The sequence below is a fragment of the Enterobacter sp. JJBC genome, from assembly GCF_036936505.1.
Classification (GTDB): Bacteria; Pseudomonadota; Gammaproteobacteria; order Enterobacterales; family Enterobacteriaceae; genus Enterobacter; species Enterobacter hormaechei_C.
Genome location: NZ_CP136935.1, coordinates 1,154,550 through 1,170,249 on the forward strand (window position 1 = coordinate 1,154,550; position 15,700 = coordinate 1,170,249).

The 15,700-nt window shown below is 56.4% G+C and carries 17 protein-coding genes and 1 other RNA gene; 12 read left to right on the forward strand and 6 right to left on the reverse strand.

Features of this window, described 5'->3' with window-relative positions:
• Window positions 1-45: 45 nt before the first annotated feature.
• Entirely contained in the window at window positions 46-396 is a 351-nt protein-coding gene (locus tag RY075_RS05530) for a type II toxin-antitoxin system RelE/ParE family toxin (RefSeq protein WP_022650479.1), read from the forward strand.
• On the forward strand, window positions 383-712 hold the full coding sequence (locus RY075_RS05535; protein ID WP_022650480.1) for an addiction module antidote protein: 330 nt from the start codon (window positions 383-385) through the stop codon (window positions 710-712). Before RY075_RS05530 ends, RY075_RS05535 begins: the two co-directional genes overlap by 14 nt.
• Before the next feature lie 3 nt (window positions 713-715).
• On the opposite strand, the gene queC is transcribed toward RY075_RS05535, so the two are convergent.
• Window positions 716-1,411: a 7-cyano-7-deazaguanine synthase QueC gene (gene queC / locus RY075_RS05540; RefSeq protein ID WP_032657394.1), complete on the reverse strand. Its 696-nt coding sequence runs from the start codon at window positions 1,409-1,411 to the stop codon at window positions 716-718.
• A gap of 66 nt (window positions 1,412-1,477) precedes the next feature.
• Window positions 1,478-3,178 carry an SgrR family transcriptional regulator gene (locus RY075_RS05545; RefSeq protein ID WP_109948427.1) on the reverse strand — a complete coding sequence of 567 codons (1,701 nt, stop codon included), beginning with the start codon at window positions 3,176-3,178 and terminating at the stop codon, window positions 1,478-1,480.
• 101 nt (window positions 3,179-3,279) lie between these two features.
• Here RY075_RS05545 and cof point away from each other — a divergent pair, with 101 nt between their 5' ends.
• Window positions 3,280-4,098: an HMP-PP phosphatase gene (cof, locus tag RY075_RS05550; RefSeq protein ID WP_003859037.1), complete on the forward strand. Its 819-nt coding sequence runs from the start codon at window positions 3,280-3,282 to the stop codon at window positions 4,096-4,098.
• 39 nt (window positions 4,099-4,137) lie between these two features.
• Here cof and RY075_RS05555 read toward each other — a convergent pair whose 3' ends face one another.
• The gene (locus RY075_RS05555; protein ID WP_003859036.1) at window positions 4,138-5,184 is read right to left on the reverse strand and encodes a PLP-dependent cysteine synthase family protein; all 1,047 of its coding nucleotides are present in this window, start codon (window positions 5,182-5,184) and stop codon (window positions 4,138-4,140) included.
• Window positions 5,185-5,299: 115 nt separating this feature from the next.
• On the opposite strand from RY075_RS05555, the gene RY075_RS05560 reads away from it, so the two are divergent.
• The 5 genes from RY075_RS05560 (at window position 5,300) to amtB (ending at window position 11,190) form a co-directional block, all read left to right on the forward strand.
• Window positions 5,300-5,758, forward strand: a complete 459-nt coding sequence (locus RY075_RS05560; RefSeq protein WP_015571267.1) for an Lrp/AsnC family transcriptional regulator — start codon at window positions 5,300-5,302, stop codon at window positions 5,756-5,758.
• A 30-nt stretch (window positions 5,759-5,788) separates the two neighbouring features.
• Entirely contained in the window at window positions 5,789-7,543 is a 1,755-nt protein-coding gene (locus RY075_RS05565; RefSeq protein WP_023315528.1) for a SmdA family multidrug ABC transporter permease/ATP-binding protein, read from the forward strand.
• Window positions 7,536-9,317, forward strand: a complete 1,782-nt coding sequence (locus tag RY075_RS05570) for a SmdB family multidrug efflux ABC transporter permease/ATP-binding protein (protein ID WP_022650484.1) — start codon at window positions 7,536-7,538, stop codon at window positions 9,315-9,317. Before RY075_RS05565 ends, RY075_RS05570 begins: the two co-directional genes overlap by 8 nt.
• A gap of 212 nt (window positions 9,318-9,529) precedes the next feature.
• Window positions 9,530-9,868, forward strand: coding sequence for a P-II family nitrogen regulator (gene glnK, locus RY075_RS05575; RefSeq protein ID WP_006809867.1), 339 nt, complete (start codon window positions 9,530-9,532; stop codon window positions 9,866-9,868).
• Window positions 9,869-9,903: 35 nt separating this feature from the next.
• A complete protein-coding gene (gene amtB, locus RY075_RS05580; RefSeq protein WP_022650485.1) occupies window positions 9,904-11,190 on the forward strand; it encodes an ammonium transporter AmtB in 1,287 nt (428 codons plus the stop codon).
• A 93-nt stretch (window positions 11,191-11,283) separates the two neighbouring features.
• Here the strand turns inward: amtB and tesB are convergent, their stop codons facing one another.
• Window positions 11,284-12,144 (reverse strand): acyl-CoA thioesterase II, encoded by an 861-nt coding sequence (gene tesB, locus RY075_RS05585; protein ID WP_032657403.1) that lies wholly within the window; start codon window positions 12,142-12,144, stop codon window positions 11,284-11,286.
• Window positions 12,145-12,347: 203 nt separating this feature from the next.
• On the opposite strand from tesB, the gene RY075_RS05590 reads away from it, so the two are divergent.
• On the forward strand, window positions 12,348-12,875 hold the full coding sequence (locus tag RY075_RS05590; protein WP_003859018.1) for a YbaY family lipoprotein: 528 nt from the start codon (window positions 12,348-12,350) through the stop codon (window positions 12,873-12,875).
• 37 nt (window positions 12,876-12,912) lie between these two features.
• Here RY075_RS05590 and RY075_RS05595 read toward each other — a convergent pair whose 3' ends face one another.
• Complete coding sequence (locus RY075_RS05595; protein ID WP_003859016.1) at window positions 12,913-13,224, reverse strand: MGMT family protein; 312 nt, start codon at window positions 13,222-13,224, stop codon at window positions 12,913-12,915.
• Between the two features lie 170 nt (window positions 13,225-13,394).
• Between RY075_RS05595 and ffs the strand changes: the two genes are divergently transcribed.
• From ffs to RY075_RS05610, 3 genes are all read left to right on the forward strand, one after another.
• Window positions 13,395-13,491: signal recognition particle sRNA small type (gene ffs / locus RY075_RS05600), an RNA gene on the forward strand.
• Window positions 13,492-13,737: 246 nt separating this feature from the next.
• Window positions 13,738-13,989, forward strand: coding sequence for a hypothetical protein (locus RY075_RS05605; RefSeq protein ID WP_006809862.1), 252 nt, complete (start codon window positions 13,738-13,740; stop codon window positions 13,987-13,989).
• Window positions 13,986-14,201: a hypothetical protein gene (locus RY075_RS05610; protein WP_015571263.1), complete on the forward strand. Its 216-nt coding sequence runs from the start codon at window positions 13,986-13,988 to the stop codon at window positions 14,199-14,201. Before RY075_RS05605 ends, RY075_RS05610 begins: the two co-directional genes overlap by 4 nt.
• A 70-nt stretch (window positions 14,202-14,271) precedes the next feature.
• Here RY075_RS05610 and RY075_RS05615 read toward each other — a convergent pair whose 3' ends face one another.
• Window positions 14,272-15,693, reverse strand: a complete 1,422-nt coding sequence (locus tag RY075_RS05615; RefSeq protein WP_338628279.1) for a PLP-dependent aminotransferase family protein — start codon at window positions 15,691-15,693, stop codon at window positions 14,272-14,274.
• Window positions 15,694-15,700: the final 7 nt, after the last annotated feature.

Sequence of the window (15,700 nt, forward strand, 5' to 3'; positions counted from 1 at the left end):
TTTTGTCTTTTATAAAAGACAAGAAGGGTTTTCAGGGATAAAATCATGAACAGGGACTACGTTGTTAAACGTTACCGAACCCGCGACGGAAAAATACCGTTTGAGGATTGGGTAGCAAAGTTGAGACGAAAGGATCCGGAGCTGGCGTTTCGGATCCTTCTGCGAATCGACCGCGCTGAGAAGGGGAATTTTGGCGATTACCGTTATCTCAGAGAGGGTGTCTGGGAGTTGAAGGTTGATTGTGGTCCCGGTTATCGAGTCTATTTTGCGGTCCAGCATCGGGAAATCTTATTGTTGCTGATCGGCGGTGACAAAAAGAGCCAGAAAGCGGATGTGATGCTGGCAATAGATTACTGGAAAGATCATCAAAAGGATAAACTCCATGAGCAAAAGTGAGCGAAAATTCTCAAGTACCGTCAGCCATGATGAAGCTGTAGTCAAAATGCTGCGCGAAAATCCTTCTTACGCGCAACTCTATCTGCAAATTGCACTGGATGAAATTTACGAGGACCAGGGGATCCCAGCCTATTTGATTGCCCTCAGACGCGTTATCGAAGCGCGCGGCGGTATTGGAGAGATTTCAGCCAAAGCGGGGCTTTCACGTCAGCAGCTATACCGTACCCTGTCCGAAAATGGTAACCCAACGCTGACTACACTGATGAAAATTACCCGTGCTGCCGGTGTAAAACTGTTCGACAGCACGGTCAGGTAGCCCTTATTTCAGCCCGGTCTTTTTCTGCATTGCGGCCATAACGCCCGCTTTATCCGCAAAATAATGATTCAGACCGTTCGCGCGCAGGTTACAGGCGGCACACTGCCCACAGCCGTCCCCTTTAATGCCGTTGTAGCAGGTCAGGGTCTCGTTGCGAACGACATCCAGCTTGCCCCAGTAGTCGGCCAGCGCCCAGGTTTCAGCCTTATCCAGCCACATCAGCGGCGTTTCGAAGCGGGTCTCTTTTGCCATTCCCAGATCGACGGCGTGATTGAGTGCTTTCACGAATTCATCCCGGCAGTCCGGGTAGCCAGAGAAGTCGGTCTCACACACGCCCGTGATCACCGCTTCGGCCTTCACCTGGTAGGCATAGATCGCCGTCAGGGTCAGGAAGAGAATGTTGCGGCCCGGTACGAAGGTGTTCGGAATGCCGCTGGCATCCGGTTCGTAATCAGGCACCGGAATGCTGTCGCGGGTGAGGCTGCTGACGGCCAGTTCATTTAACAGCGCCACGTCCAGCACTTTATGAGCGCGGGCGCCCAGTTTGAGAGCCAGTTCACGAGCGACATCGATTTCAGCGCGATGACGCTGACCATAATCAAAAGTGACGCAGTGCACTTCATCATACTGGTGAAGCGCCTGAATCAGGCAGGTGGTGGAATCTTGTCCTCCGCTGAACACGACGACGGCACGTTTCATAGATCATCTCGACAGTTACAGTAAAAGCGTCATGTTAACGCCTGGCTAAAGCGGCGACCAGCTTCTTCACGCGTTTGGTGGAGGAAGCCAGGCTTCGGTGAAGTCAAACCAGCCGCGAGTGTTAAGGCATATGCCGTTGACGCCCGGAGGCGCGCTGATTTGATACTGGTAGTTAAAGAGCGGCGTCAGGACGGCTGTCTCCATTAACCGGCTGAATATAGCCTGAAGTCCTGCGTGTCGGTCACGCTCGTCGGCCTGCGACTGCACCGCATCCAGCGTGGCCTGCAAATGGGCGAATGCCGGTGCGCTCAGTAGATGCGGCCAGAGCGCATCGCAGCGGAGCCACTGCTCAAGCGTGTACGCCGGCGCTTCGCCAATCAGTCTGTCTCCCATCATGATGTCTGCATCGGCAAGCTGCTGGCACCCGTCCCACGTTTTGGCGTCATGAAAGATGACGGTCAGTTCACAACCCTGCCGCGCAAGGTATGCTTTTAACTGGCTGGCCATGGTGTGAAGCTCAACCGGCAGGTGGTAGACCAGCGTCAATGCCTCTGGCAGCGCAACGTCGGTTAAATCAGGCCACTGGGGGATCGCCCAGCCGGGAAGCAGTTCCTCGGTAGGAGTGATGAGCCCTTCGTTCAGGGGAAGCGTGTGCAGCAGCGTTGAGAGATGAATGATATTAATCAGCCGCTTTGCCTGAAGTTCGCTTAGACGTGGACTCTGTTTCAGCGTGAGGTAGCAGAAGCCCAGACTGGTGCTGTTACTCACCAGCCGCAGGCTGGCCAGCTCGTCGGCCTCGCCAATGGCGATTTGCACCGGGTGGCGACAGCTGGTGCCGAGACTGTAGTCAAAAAGCTGGGGCGTGATCCAGTACTCGATAGCCTTAAGCAACGGATGGCCAAGATGATACTGCTCGTGGCTTTCCAGACGCACCAGTTCAGGCTCAAAAACGCTTAGCCGGAAGGGACCGCTGCCTACCACAGGGTAATCGGGATGCGCCAGACGGCTACAGTAGGTTGCCAGCCTGTGCGCCAGCCAGTAGTCAGGTTGATGGAGAATAAACGTCAGGCACTGCGGGTGCGTGGTTTCGATACGTAAGACGCTGCGGAACAGCGTGCCCATGCCGGGCTGCAATAACAGCGCCGTCAGGCTTTGCCGGAGCTGTGCCGTCTCTATTTTATCGCCGTTATGCCAGTGCAGGGTGGAGCGAATGTAGAAATGCCAGCGCAGGCCGTCAGCAGAGACTTCCCAGTGATGCGCCAGATCGCCCGTGGGTTCACTGCTGTTACCATTAAAACGCGTCAAACCAGAGAATACCTGTCCCGCCAGATGCTGCTCCGCCCGGCCAGGGAGAAACCCCGGCTGAAGCGGCTCCAGCGAGCGATAGTAGGGAATACGCAGCGTCGGCGTGTCGTTCTGCCACTGTCCGCCCATAAACGGATGCAGCAGCGATCGCAAATCTTCAGGCGCGAGCTGGGCCAGCTCCAGCGCGTTGTGCTGCTGTCCACTTTTCAGGGCCTCTTCCATCATCGTATTACGCAACGAATCCGGGGTGACGTGAAAGCGTAATTCCCCACGCTTACCTCGTCCGGAGCGGGCGTGCCAGCTTAGCCAGCCCGCCTCCTGCGCCTGGCGCAGCAGGGTGCGAACATGTCGCTCGCTGCAAAAGCAGCGGCTGGCAAGTTCACTGATGGTCACCTGCTGCGGTGCACCGACAGACGGGTGCCACAGACGCTGATACTGGTTAAGACGGTTAAGCTGGCGCATGAAAAACCCGGAACAATAATTATCATCTATTCACTATTACTTCCGTATATCCCACGTAATACTGATGCACAAGTTAACCGCATCACATTTCGGGAGTAATCATGGCTCGGCTCGCTGCATTTGATATGGACGGCACGCTGTTAATGCCGGATCACCGTTTAGGGGAGAAAACCCTGAACACTCTTAAGCGCCTGCGCGAGCGTGAAGTTACCCTGACGTTTGCTACTGGTCGTCATGTGCTGGAGATGCGCCATCTGCTGGGGACATTTGCCCTCGATGCGTTCTTGATCACCGGCAACGGAACGCGCATTCACTCCGTCGACGGCGATGTGCTGCACCGTCAGGATCTGAATCCGGAGGTGGCGGACATTGTCCTGCACAGCACCTGGGATACGCAGGCCAGCGTGCATGTTTTTAATGATGAAGGCTGGTTTACCGGGCGTGAGATCCCGGCCTTGCTGCACGCACACGTTTACAGCGGCTTTAAATATCAGCTTATCGATTTGCGCCGCATTCCGGCACACAAGGTGACCAAGATCTGCTTCTGTGGCGATCACGACGATCTCTGCCGTCTGCGTATTCAGCTTAACGAGGCGCTGGGCGAACGGGCGCACCTGACCTTCTCGGCGGTGGACTGTCTTGAAGTGCTGCCGGTGGGCTGTAACAAAGGATCCGCGCTGGCGGTGCTGAGCGATCATCTTGGGCTGACGATGCAGGACTGTATGGCCTTTGGTGACGCCATGAACGACCACGAGATGCTGAGCAACGTAGGTCGTGGGCTGATTATGGGGAACGCGATGCCGCAGCTTATCGCCGCGCTCCCGCATTTACCGGTTATCGGACACTGTCGTAACGAAGCGGTGTCCCATTTTTTGACGCATTGGCTGGACAAAAATAACCTCCCATATTCCCCCGAATAGTGAGACCCTTCCAGCAAGCCAGGCTAAGCCTGGCTTTTTTTATTTCACCAGCTGCGAAATCTGCGCTTTCCACGGCTCAACATCGCCAATATTGGCCTGCACCCATTCTGCGTTGTAATAGGTGTCCAGGTATCGCTCCCCGCTGTCGCACAGCAGCGTGACGACAGAGCCGGTACGGCCTTCTTCACGCATCCTCGCGGCCAGCTGTAGCGCGCCCCACATATTGGTGCCGGTAGAAGCCCCGACTTTACGGCCAAGCTGTGTCTCCAGCCAGTGCGCCGTCGCGACGCTGGCGGCATCCGGCACGCGGAGCATCTCATCCACAACGTCCGGAATGAACGAGGGTTCGACGCGCGGGCGACCAATCCCTTCGATCTTGCTCCCCACGGGGCTGCGCAGGCTCGCATCGCGGGATTGCCAGTAATCGAGGAACACCGAGTTTTGCGGGTCAACCACCATCAGCTGCGTATCATAACCCTGACAGCGGATATAACGTCCGATGGTGGCGGAGGTTCCGCCCGTGCCCGCGCTCATCACAATGTAAGAGGGGACAGGATGCGGCTCATGGGTCATCTGGCGGAAAATGCTGTCCGCAATGTTATTATTGCCGCGCCAGTCGGTGGCGCGTTCGGCGAAGGTGAACTGGTCCATATAGTGACCATTCAGCTCGCGGGCCAGCATTTCGGAGGCCGCATAGATTTCGCAGGCACTGTCCACAAAGTGGCAGCGTCCGCCGTAAAATTCGATCTGTTCAACTTTACGTTTCGCCGTGCATGAGGGCATCACGGCGATAAACGGCAGACCCAACAGGCGGGCAAAGTAGGCTTCGGAGACGGCAGTTGATCCGGACGACGATTCAATAATCGTGGTGCCTTCTTTAATCCAGCCGTTACATAAACCGTATAAAAAGAGTGAACGCGCCAGGCGATGCTTCAGGCTACCGGTAGGATGGGTACTTTCATCTTTCAGATAGAGCTGAATACCGGGAAATCCCGGCAGAGGCAGGCGGATTAAGTGGGTGTCTGCCGAGCGCTGATAGTCGGCATTTATTTCGCTGATGGCATGTTTAACCCAGGTGCTATTCATCGTAGTTATCCATTTGTCATTTTGTGCCCAGCATAGCGAAAAGCACAGAAAAAATTGTTGCTATCTGACCTTTAAAATAGAATGTAAGGAGAATAATTTTCTCTTCGAGGTGGCTATGTTAGATAAAATTGACCGTAAGCTGCTTTCTTTGCTGCAAAGCGACTGTACCCTCTCTTTGCAGGCGCTGGCAGATGCCGTTAATCTGACCACCACACCGTGCTGGAAGCGCCTCAAAAAGCTGGAAGATGATGGCATTCTGCTGGGACGTGTGGCGCTGCTGGATCCCGAAAAACTGGGGCTTGGACTGACCGCCTTCGTCCTGATAAAAACGCAGCATCACAGCAGCGAATGGTACTGCCGCTTCGTCACGCAGGTTTCCGACATGCCCGAGGTGCTCGGCTTCTGGCGCATGGCGGGGGAATACGACTATCTGATGCGCGTTCAGGTGGCAGACATGAAGCGCTACGATGATTTTTACAAGCGGCTGGTCAATAGCGTACCGGGCTTGTCCGATGTCACCTCCAGCTTCGCCATGGAACAGATTAAATACACCACAGCGTTACCCATTGAATAACTTCTTAAAATACCTTCAGGAAAAGACCGCGTGCGATTATTTGCCCAATTAAGCTGGTACTTTCGTCGGGAGTGGCAACGCTACCTCGGCGCAGTGGCCCTGCTTATTATCATTGCCATTCTGCAACTGATCCCCCCCAAAGTGGTGGGCTACGTCGTGGATGGCGTTACCGAACAACATTACACCGCCGCACGGGTGATGATGTGGGTCGGTACGCTGGTGCTGACGGCCGTGGTGGTTTACCTGCTGCGTTATGTCTGGCGCGTGCTACTGTTCGGTGCGTCCTATCAGCTTGCCGTTGAGCTGCGCGAGGACTTTTACCGTCAGCTGAGCCGCCAGCACCCTGAGTTTTATCTGCGTCACCGTACCGGGGATCTCATCGCCCGCGCCACTAACGATGTAGACCGCGTGGTGTTTGCCGCCGGTGAAGGGGTGTTAACGCTGGTGGATTCCCTGGTGATGGGCTGTGCGGTATTAATTGTGATGTCTACGCAAATTAGCTGGGAGCTCACGCTGCTGGCGCTGCTGCCAATGCCGCTGATGGCGCTGGCAATTAACCGCTACGGCGAGCAGCTCCATGAACGCTTTAAGCTGGCGCAGGCGGCGTTCTCGTCGCTGAACGATCGCACCCAGGAGAGCATGACCAGCATCCGCATGATCAAAGCGTTTGGTCTGGAAGACCGCCAGTCCGCGCTGTTTGCCGCCGACGCCGCCGATACCGGCGCGAAAAACATGCGCGTGGCGCGTATTGATGCCCGTTTCGATCCGACAATTTATATTGCGATTGGTATGGCGAACCTGCTGGCGGTGGGCGGCGGCAGCTGGATGGTGGTGCGAGGCACCATGACCCTCGGGCAGTTAACCAGCTTTGCGATGTACCTTGGGCTGATGATCTGGCCGATGCTGGCGCTGGCCTGGATGTTTAATATCGTTGAACGTGGGAGCGCCGCTTACAGCCGCATCCGCGCCATGCTGGCGGAAGTGCCGGTCGTGAACGATGGCAGCGAGCCGGTACCGGAAGGTCCGGGTATTCTCAAGGCTGATATCCGCGCCTTTATCTACCCGCAAACGGAACATCCGGTGCTTGAGAACGTCAGTTTCACGCTGCGTCCTGGTCAGATGCTGGGCATCTGCGGCCCGACGGGTTCCGGTAAAAGCACCATTCTGTCACTGATTCAGCGCCATTTTGACGTGAGCGAAGGCGATATCCGTTTCCACGACATCCCTCTGCCACGTCTGCTGCTGGATGACTGGCGCAGCCGCCTGGCGGTCGTCAGCCAGACGCCGTTTTTGTTTTCAGACACCATTGCCAACAATATTGCGCTCGGGTGTCCGACGGCGACACAGGACCAGATCGAGCACGTGGCGCGTCTGGCCAGCGTCCACGAGGATATTCTGCGCCTGCCGCAGGGCTACGACACGGAAGTGGGTGAGCGGGGCGTTATGCTCTCCGGCGGACAAAAACAGCGTATCTCTATTGCCCGCGCGCTACTGCTGGACGCTGAGATCCTGATTCTGGATGATGCGCTGTCCGCGGTTGACGGGCGTACTGAACATCAAATTCTGCATAACCTTCGCCAGTGGGGAGAGGGGCGCACGGTCATCATCAGCGCGCACCGTCTGTCGGCGCTTACCGAAGCCAGTGAAATTCTGGTGCTTCAGCACGGACATATTGCCCAGCGTGGTCAGCATGAGCAGCTCGCCGGGCAGACCGGCTGGTATCGGGATATGTACCGCTATCAACAGCTTGAAGCCGCGCTGGATGAGGAGGTGGCCGATGCGTAAGTTTGGACAGATGTGGCCGACGTTAAAACGGCTGCTGGCCTATGGCTCACCGTGGCGCAAACCGCTTTCCATCGCCGTGCTGTTGCTGTGGATCGCCGCGATTGCGGAGGTGACCGGTCCGCTGCTTATCAGCTATTTCATCGATAACATGGTAGCGAAAAGCTATTTGCCTCTCGGCCTGGTCGCCGGGCTGGGCGTGGCGTACGTCGGGCTACAGCTGACGGCGGCAGGGCTGCATTACGCGCAGTCACTGCTCTTTAACCGGGCCGCCGTGGGCGTGGTGCAGCAGCTGCGCACGGACGTGATGGATGCCGCGCTGCGCCAGCCGCTGAGCGAGTTTGATACCCAGCCGGTCGGGCAGGTTATTTCGCGCGTCACCAATGACACCGAGGTGATCCGCGACCTCTATGTAACCGTTGTTGCAACGGTTCTGCGCAGTGCCGCGCTAATTGGCGCGATGCTGGTGGCGATGTTCAGCCTGGACTGGCGGATGGCGCTGGTGGCAATCACCATTTTCCCGGCGGTGCTGATCGTGATGGTGATTTACCAGCGCTACAGCACGCCGATCGTGCGCCGCGTGCGCGCTTACCTTGCAGATATCAATGATGGCTTCAACGAAGTGATCAACGGCATGAGCGTTATTCAGCAGTTTCGCCAGCAGGCGCGTTTTGGTGAGCGAATGGGGGAAGCCAGCCGCTCGCATTATATGGCGCGGATGCAGACGTTACGCCTGGACGGTTTCCTGTTACGTCCGCTGCTGAGCCTCTTCTCGGCGCTGGTGCTGTGCGGACTGCTGATGCTGTTCGGCCTGACGACGCGCGGAACCATCGAGGTGGGGGTACTGTACGCGTTTATCAGTTACCTCGGACGCCTTAACGAACCGCTGATTGAACTCACCACGCAGCAGTCGATGCTGCAACAGGCAGTGGTCGCGGGCGAACGTGTATTCGAACTCATGGACAGGCCGCGTCAGACCTATGGCGATGACGAACGCCCGCTGGAAAGTGGATCCATAGCGTTTGATCATGTCTCGTTTGCCTACCGCGACGACCAGCTTGTCTTGCAGGATATCAACCTCGAGGTACCGTCGCGCGGTTTTGTCGCCCTGGTTGGGCATACCGGCAGCGGCAAAAGCACGCTCGCCAGTTTGCTGATGGGCTACTATCCGTTGACGCAGGGGGAGATCCGTCTGGACGGACGGCCGCTTGCCTCGCTTAGCCACAACGCGTTGCGTAAGGGCGTCGCGATGGTGCAGCAGGATCCGGTGGTGCTGGCGGATACCTTTTATGCCAACGTGACGCTGGGACGTCCTTTCACCCCTGAGCAGGTATGGGAGGTGCTGGAAACGGTGCAGCTGGCGGATCTGGCGCGCGGGTTAAGCGAGGGGATCAATACCCGGCTGGGTGAGCAGGGCAACAACCTCTCCGTCGGGCAAAAGCAACTTCTGGCGCTGGCGCGCGTGCTGATTGAGACGCCGCAGGTGTTAATTCTGGATGAAGCGACCGCAAGTATTGACTCCGGTACCGAGCAGGCGATCCAGCAGGCGCTGGCTGCCGTGCGGGATCACACTACGCTGGTGGTGATCGCCCACCGCCTGTCAACGATCGTCGATGCCGATACCATTCTGGTTCTGCACCGTGGCCAGGCCGTTGAACGGGGTACGCACAGAGCGCTGCTTGAGGCAAAAGGACGCTACTGGCAGATGTATCAGCTGCAGCTGGCAGGCGACGAACTGGCCGCCAGCGTGCGCGAGGAAGAGTCACTCAGCGCCTGATGCACCATAACAAGGCAATGCGCTAACAGACTTAACCGTTGGTGCAAAACTGAAACGCACCCTGCACTGCCATGGTGCGTTTTTTTTTCACTTTTTCCCGGCGCATGCGCGCCGCGGCGCTTTCCTCCTCACCTTTCACTTCTGGCACACCCTTTGCAATATCACTCTCGTGTTAGCTGCGGCCATTACCGAATTCTGACTGGAGGGGATATATGAAGCTGGTTACGGTGGTAATCAAACCATTCAAACTCGAAGACGTGCGTGAAGCGCTGTCTTCCATGGGTATTCAGGGACTGACTGTCACCGAAGTGAAAGGCTTTGGGCGTCAAAAAGGTCATGCCGAGCTTTATCGCGGGGCGGAATACAGCGTTAACTTCCTGCCAAAAGTGAAAATTGATGTGGCGATTGCCGACGATCAGCTTGATGAGGTGATTGATGTCGTCAGCAAAGCGGCCTACACCGGAAAAATTGGCGACGGCAAAATTTTCGTTGCCGAACTACAGCGCGTTATTCGCATCCGTACCGGCGAATCTGACGAAGCGGCGTTGTAAGTAACTCCTGGCACACAGTGATAGGGATCGAGAAAATGAAGAAAGCAACAATGAAAACAGGTCTGGGGTCGCTGGCACTGCTGCCGGGCCTGGCAATGGCTGCACCTGCTGTGGCAGACAAAGCCGATAACGCCTTTATGATGATTTGCACCGCGCTGGTGCTGTTCATGACGATTCCGGGGATCGCGCTGTTTTACGGCGGCCTGATTCGCGGCAAGAACGTACTCTCCATGCTGACGCAGGTTGCCGTCACGTTCGCGCTGGTGTGCGTGCTGTGGGTAGTTTACGGTTACTCGCTGGCCTTCGGGGAGGGCAACGCCTTCTTCGGCAACGTTAACTGGGCGATGCTGAAAAATATCGAACTGACCGCGGTAATGGGCAGCTTCTATCAGTATATTCATGTCGCGTTTCAGGGCTCATTCGCCTGCATCACCGTGGGGCTGATTGTGGGCGCGCTGGCTGAGCGTATCCGCTTCTCTGCGGTACTGATTTTCGTGGTGGTCTGGCTGACGCTCTCCTATATCCCGATTGCGCATATGGTCTGGGGCGGTGGTCTGTTGGCTTCCCATGGCGCGCTGGACTTTGCGGGTGGTACCGTTGTGCACATCAACGCCGCGGTAGCAGGCCTGGTAGGCGCCTACCTGATTGGCAAGCGCGTGGGCTTCGGGAAGGAAGCATTCAAGCCGCACAATCTGCCGATGGTCTTTACCGGCACCGCCATCCTCTACTTTGGCTGGTTCGGCTTCAACGCAGGTTCAGCCAGCGCCGCTAACGAAATCGCTGCACTGGCCTTCGTGAATACCGTTGTGGCAACCGCCGGCGCTATCCTCTCATGGGTATTTGGCGAGTGGGCCGTTCGCGGCAAGCCATCGCTGCTGGGTGCCTGTTCCGGGGCGATTGCCGGTCTGGTAGGTATTACGCCAGCGTGCGGTTACGTGGGCGTAGGCGGTGCGCTGCTGATCGGTATCGTCGCAGGACTGGCGGGGCTGTGGGGCGTTACCGCACTGAAACGTGTTCTGCGCGTTGACGATCCGTGTGATGTATTCGGCGTGCACGGTGTGTGCGGCATTGTCGGCTGTATCATGACCGGTATCTTTGCTGCCCAATCTCTGGGCGGTGTGGGTTACGCAGAAGGTGTAACCATGGGGCATCAGGTGCTGGTACAGCTGGAAAGTATCGCAATCACCGTTGTCTGGTCGGGTGTTGTGGCCTTTATCGGTTACAAGCTGGCTGATATGACCGTAGGGCTGCGCGTGCCGGAAGAGCAGGAGCGCGAAGGCCTGGACGTCAACAGCCACGGCGAGAATGCCTATAACGCATAATTTGAGTGCCTTGCCGGGCGGCGGCTTCGCCTTACCCGGCCTGAAAAAGCGTAATTTGCAGGCCCGGTAAGCATAGCCACCGGGCTTTTTACATCACCCGCGATTACGCATCACACCTTCCTGCACGGTAGAAGCCACCAGCACACCATCCTGGGTGTAAAATTCCCCGCGAACAAAACCGCGCGCGCTGGACGCAGAGGTACTTTCCACGCTGTAAAGCAGCCATTCATTCATATCGAATGGACGGTGGAACCACATGGAATGGTCAATTGTGGCTACCTGCATCCCTTTTTCGAGGAAGCCCACACCGTGCGGCTGTAGCGCAACCGGCAGGAAGTTGAAATCCGACGCATAACCCAGCAGATACTGATGCACGCGCAAGTCTGCCGGTACGCTGCCGTTGGCGCGGATCCACACCTGACGGGCGGGCTCAGCGGTATGCCCCTTCATTGGGTTATGAAATTCGACCGGGCGGATCTCCAGCGGTTTATCGCACAGAAACTTCTCTTTTACCTGCGGCGGCAACAGATGCGCGAGTGCGCGGGCTATTTCGGTTTCCGATTTCAGATCGTCCGGCGACGGGGCAGACGGCATCTGTTTTTGATGCTCATAGCCCGGCTCTGGCGCCTGGAAGGAGGCGGTCATGTAGAAAATGGGTTTCCCATGCTGGATGGCCGCCACGCGACGGGCGCTGAAGCTTTGGCCGTCACGCAGAACTTCCACGTCGTACACAATCGGTTTAGCGCTGTCACCGGGGCGTAAAAAGTAGCTGTGAAACGAGTGCACCAGACGGTCTGCCGGGACGGTCTCCTTGGCGGCATACAGCGCTTGCCCCACGACCTGGCCCCCAAAAACCTGGCGTAAGCCTAAATCTTCGCTCTGTCCGCGAAATAGCCCTTCTTCTATTTTTTCCAGGTTAAGCAATGTCAGCAGATTGTTCAGTGCCTGACTCATAGTGGTCCTCAATAAACGCCGTGGCGAAAGATACGCTGAGTATAACGCAGAAACGATAGTGGTCCGATGGGTAGAATAATCTTAATACCTGGGCAAAATTAGGCATAAATCCGTGATTTGTGCCACACTTGTTTACGTTATGTGAATAAAACGACATCGGATGGGATCGATCCCGCCGGTGCATTGATGATAAGGAGACTTCAATGAAACTCGTGCCTATGTTAAGCGGTGTTGCAATGGCGGTGGCGTTGTCCGCCTGTGCGGATAAGAGTGCCGATGTAGCGGTACCAACGGCGACCCCAAACGGGATTAACACCCTTTCACAGCAAGCTATTCGACAGCCTAACGTGTCCGGTACCATCTGGATTAAACAGAAAGTCGCTCTGCCGCCGGACGCGGTTTTAACGGTCACGTTATCCGATGCGTCTCTGGCGGATGCACCGTCTAAAGTCCTTGCTCAGCGTGCAGTTCGTACAGAGGGTAAACAGGCGCCGTTCAGCTTCGTGCTGCCGTACAACCCGTCTGACGTCCAGCCTAACGCGCGTATCCTCCTGAGCGCGGCGGTAACGATCAACGATAAGCTGGTCTTTATCACCGATACCGTACAGGAAGCGGTCAACAAAGGCGGCACCAAAATCGACCTGACCCTGGTACCGGTGCAGCAAACTGAAGTGCCTGTTGCAACGCAAACCAATCAGCCGACTCTGCCTACACCCCCAACACAGATGTAATTTTCCTTCGCCCTCTCCATGTTGACGGGAGAGGGCGTCAGTACTCCCAGCGATACTTCTGCATATCAATCTGTCCTGCCCCGGACACCTGCACCCCTTCTGAGAGTAATGCCTGACGCTGGCGCTGCAAGTCTGGCCCGGTGAGGGAAATGGCGCCATGGCGATTGACGACCCGGTGCCACGGTAACGTGCTTCCCTCCGGTAGCCTTCTCAGCACGCCTCCAACCTGACGCGCCGCGCGCGGAGAACCCGCCAGCCGGGCGACTTCCCCATAGGTCGTGACACAGCCTTCCGGAATCGAAGCCACGATTTGCCACACTCGCTGTGGGAAAGTGTCATGTTCGTCCATTGTTTCTCCTGAGGGAAATCAGCGAAGGGTAATGTTATACGAAGATAAAGAAGATTGTCGGGGCAGTTTGCGCAATAATCCAGCATCCGGTTGCCAGCGGCTTGCAATTGAGGTGCTCCACAGGGATAATGCGCCAGCGCGTTGGATATCAACGCTCTCAATGGGGGCTCTGTTGGTTCTCCCGCAACGCTACTCTGTTCACCAGGTCAGGTCCGGAAGGAAGCAGCCAGGGCAGACGACGTGGGTGCCGGGATGTAGCTGGCAGGGCCCCCACCCATTTGTGATCCTCTCAGTTGTTCCCCTGAATAAACCTTCTAAATTATGTGACTATTGTATTTTCTGTAATACAGCCTTCATTTAACTGAAATAATAATGTCATAAACCTGTAATAATAGACTGTCATTTTATTTTCGGATGCCTTTATTCTGTCATAAGCTAAAAAATATATATCTGGATAACAAACTTATCTTCGTGTATTAAATTAAACACGTGTTCCGAAAGGATGTGACAATCATGGTTACTGCGGTTTTAAACGTTAAAATTGATGAAGCGCTAAAAGAAAGACTTCGCCACTATGCGGAAGACAATAATGAGAATTTAAGCGTGACCACAGAGAAACTGCTGCTGCTGGCATTTGAAGCAGTAGAAGAGGCGGGAGTATCGGAAGAGGATGTTGATAATCAGCATACGGAAGAAGAGAGCGTAACTCCATTTACTCCTAAAGAAATCAAAGCACTACGTAAACTTCTGAAGAAGAGAAAATGAAACAACAACTATCGACTGCCAGTGACTACAACGAGGCCTGCAATCTGTTACGTTCCGGCTACGTGAAACATGTTCGTCTTGGCTGGAATGTAGGAAGTGATGAGTTCTTTCGAATTGCGTCTGACTGGTGTGATACCGGTGCAAAAATAAAGAAAGAAGGGGATAATTTCATTATTTCGCTAAAAGGCTTCCCGATTCCTCCTCAACATTAAGCTGTTCTTCATGAAAACTGCTGACTGCATGCGTTACAGTCAGCAGTTTTTATTGTTTCTGGCGAATAATTTACACCAGGCTCCGTTTTACTGGCGCTACACTTTTATTTAACGCACGCCACAGCGGTTTGATCCGCAATAATGCCTCTTCAAGTTCCGGCGGACTGAGTGAGAAGGGCATTCGCAGATAGCGGTCAAACGCGCCTGAAAGCCCAAAGCGCGTGCCGGTGCCCATAATGATGCCTGTCGTCTCGGCGCGTGCCGCCAGCTGCGTCGCCAGCATGCCGGGTAATTCAATCCAGTATGAGAGCCCTCCCTCCGCTTCCTGAAACCGCCATTCGGGGAAATGTTCCCGCAGCATCTGGCCGCAGCGGTCGCCACGTTCTGCCAGCATTTCCCGCCGGGCAGGCAGGAAGGTTTCACTGTTTTCGATAAGCCACAGCGTGGCCAGTTGTTCCAGCACCGGAGAACCCAGATCCAGCGTGTCGCGCGTCTGCGCGAGCGTGGCGATAGTGCGGGACGAGGCGCGGATCCAGCCGAGACGCAGCCCACCCCAGAAACTTTTGCCTGCGGAACCCAGCGTCATCACCGCGGCCTCCGGGTTAAAGGCGGCCAGCGGCGGCGGCGGGGGAGCATCGAACCAGAGATCGACCATGGTTTCATCCACCACCAGCGTGGTGCGGGTTTGCGCGGCGATGTCGGTTATGGTCTGGCGCGTCGCGGCATCCATGCAACGCCCGGTCGGATTATGAAAATCCGGCATCAGATAGGCCAGACGCGGGGCGGTCTGGGCGAGCGTTGCGGCAAAACCGTCGGTATCCCAACCCGTTTCAGGCAGCGAGACGCCCACGGGCCGGCATAGCGCTCCCTGAATGGCGGCTATTGCCAGCGGGTAAGTGGGATGATCCACCACCACGCGATCCCCGGGACCGGTCATCATTCTTAAGATCAGGGCAAAGCCGCTGACGGCGCCGTTCACCACCATCACTTCGTCTGCCCGGGTGGGCAGACCGCGTGCGGTGTAGCGGGCGGCGATAGCTTCACGCAGCGCCGGAAGCCCAAGCTGATCGTACCCGGTCAGCGCCAGATTCGGCGTGATGGCCGTCAGCGCGTGGGCGTAGGCCTGGTGGATCTCTGGCCCCGCGTTGAGCGCGGCGGTTGAGAGATCCAGCGCCGCACTGGCTGTGGAAAGCGTGGGCACGGCGCGGCTGTCTGGCAGGATCGCCCGCGAACCGCTGCCGTGACGGCTCTCCACATAACCTTCTTCCCGCAGATGCGCCAGCGCGCTGCTGATGGTGGTGCGGCTTACGCTCAGTGCGGTGGCCAGCTCCCGCTCTCCGGGCAGGCGCGTGTTTAGCGCCAGCCTGCCATCCAGAATCAACAGGCGTAACGCGTCAGCCAGCTGGCGCCACAGCGGGGTACGGGAAGAGGCTTGCTGCCAGTGCCCTAACAGGCGTACCAGAGACTGGCTTCCAAAACGACGTGATGACATGTGCAGT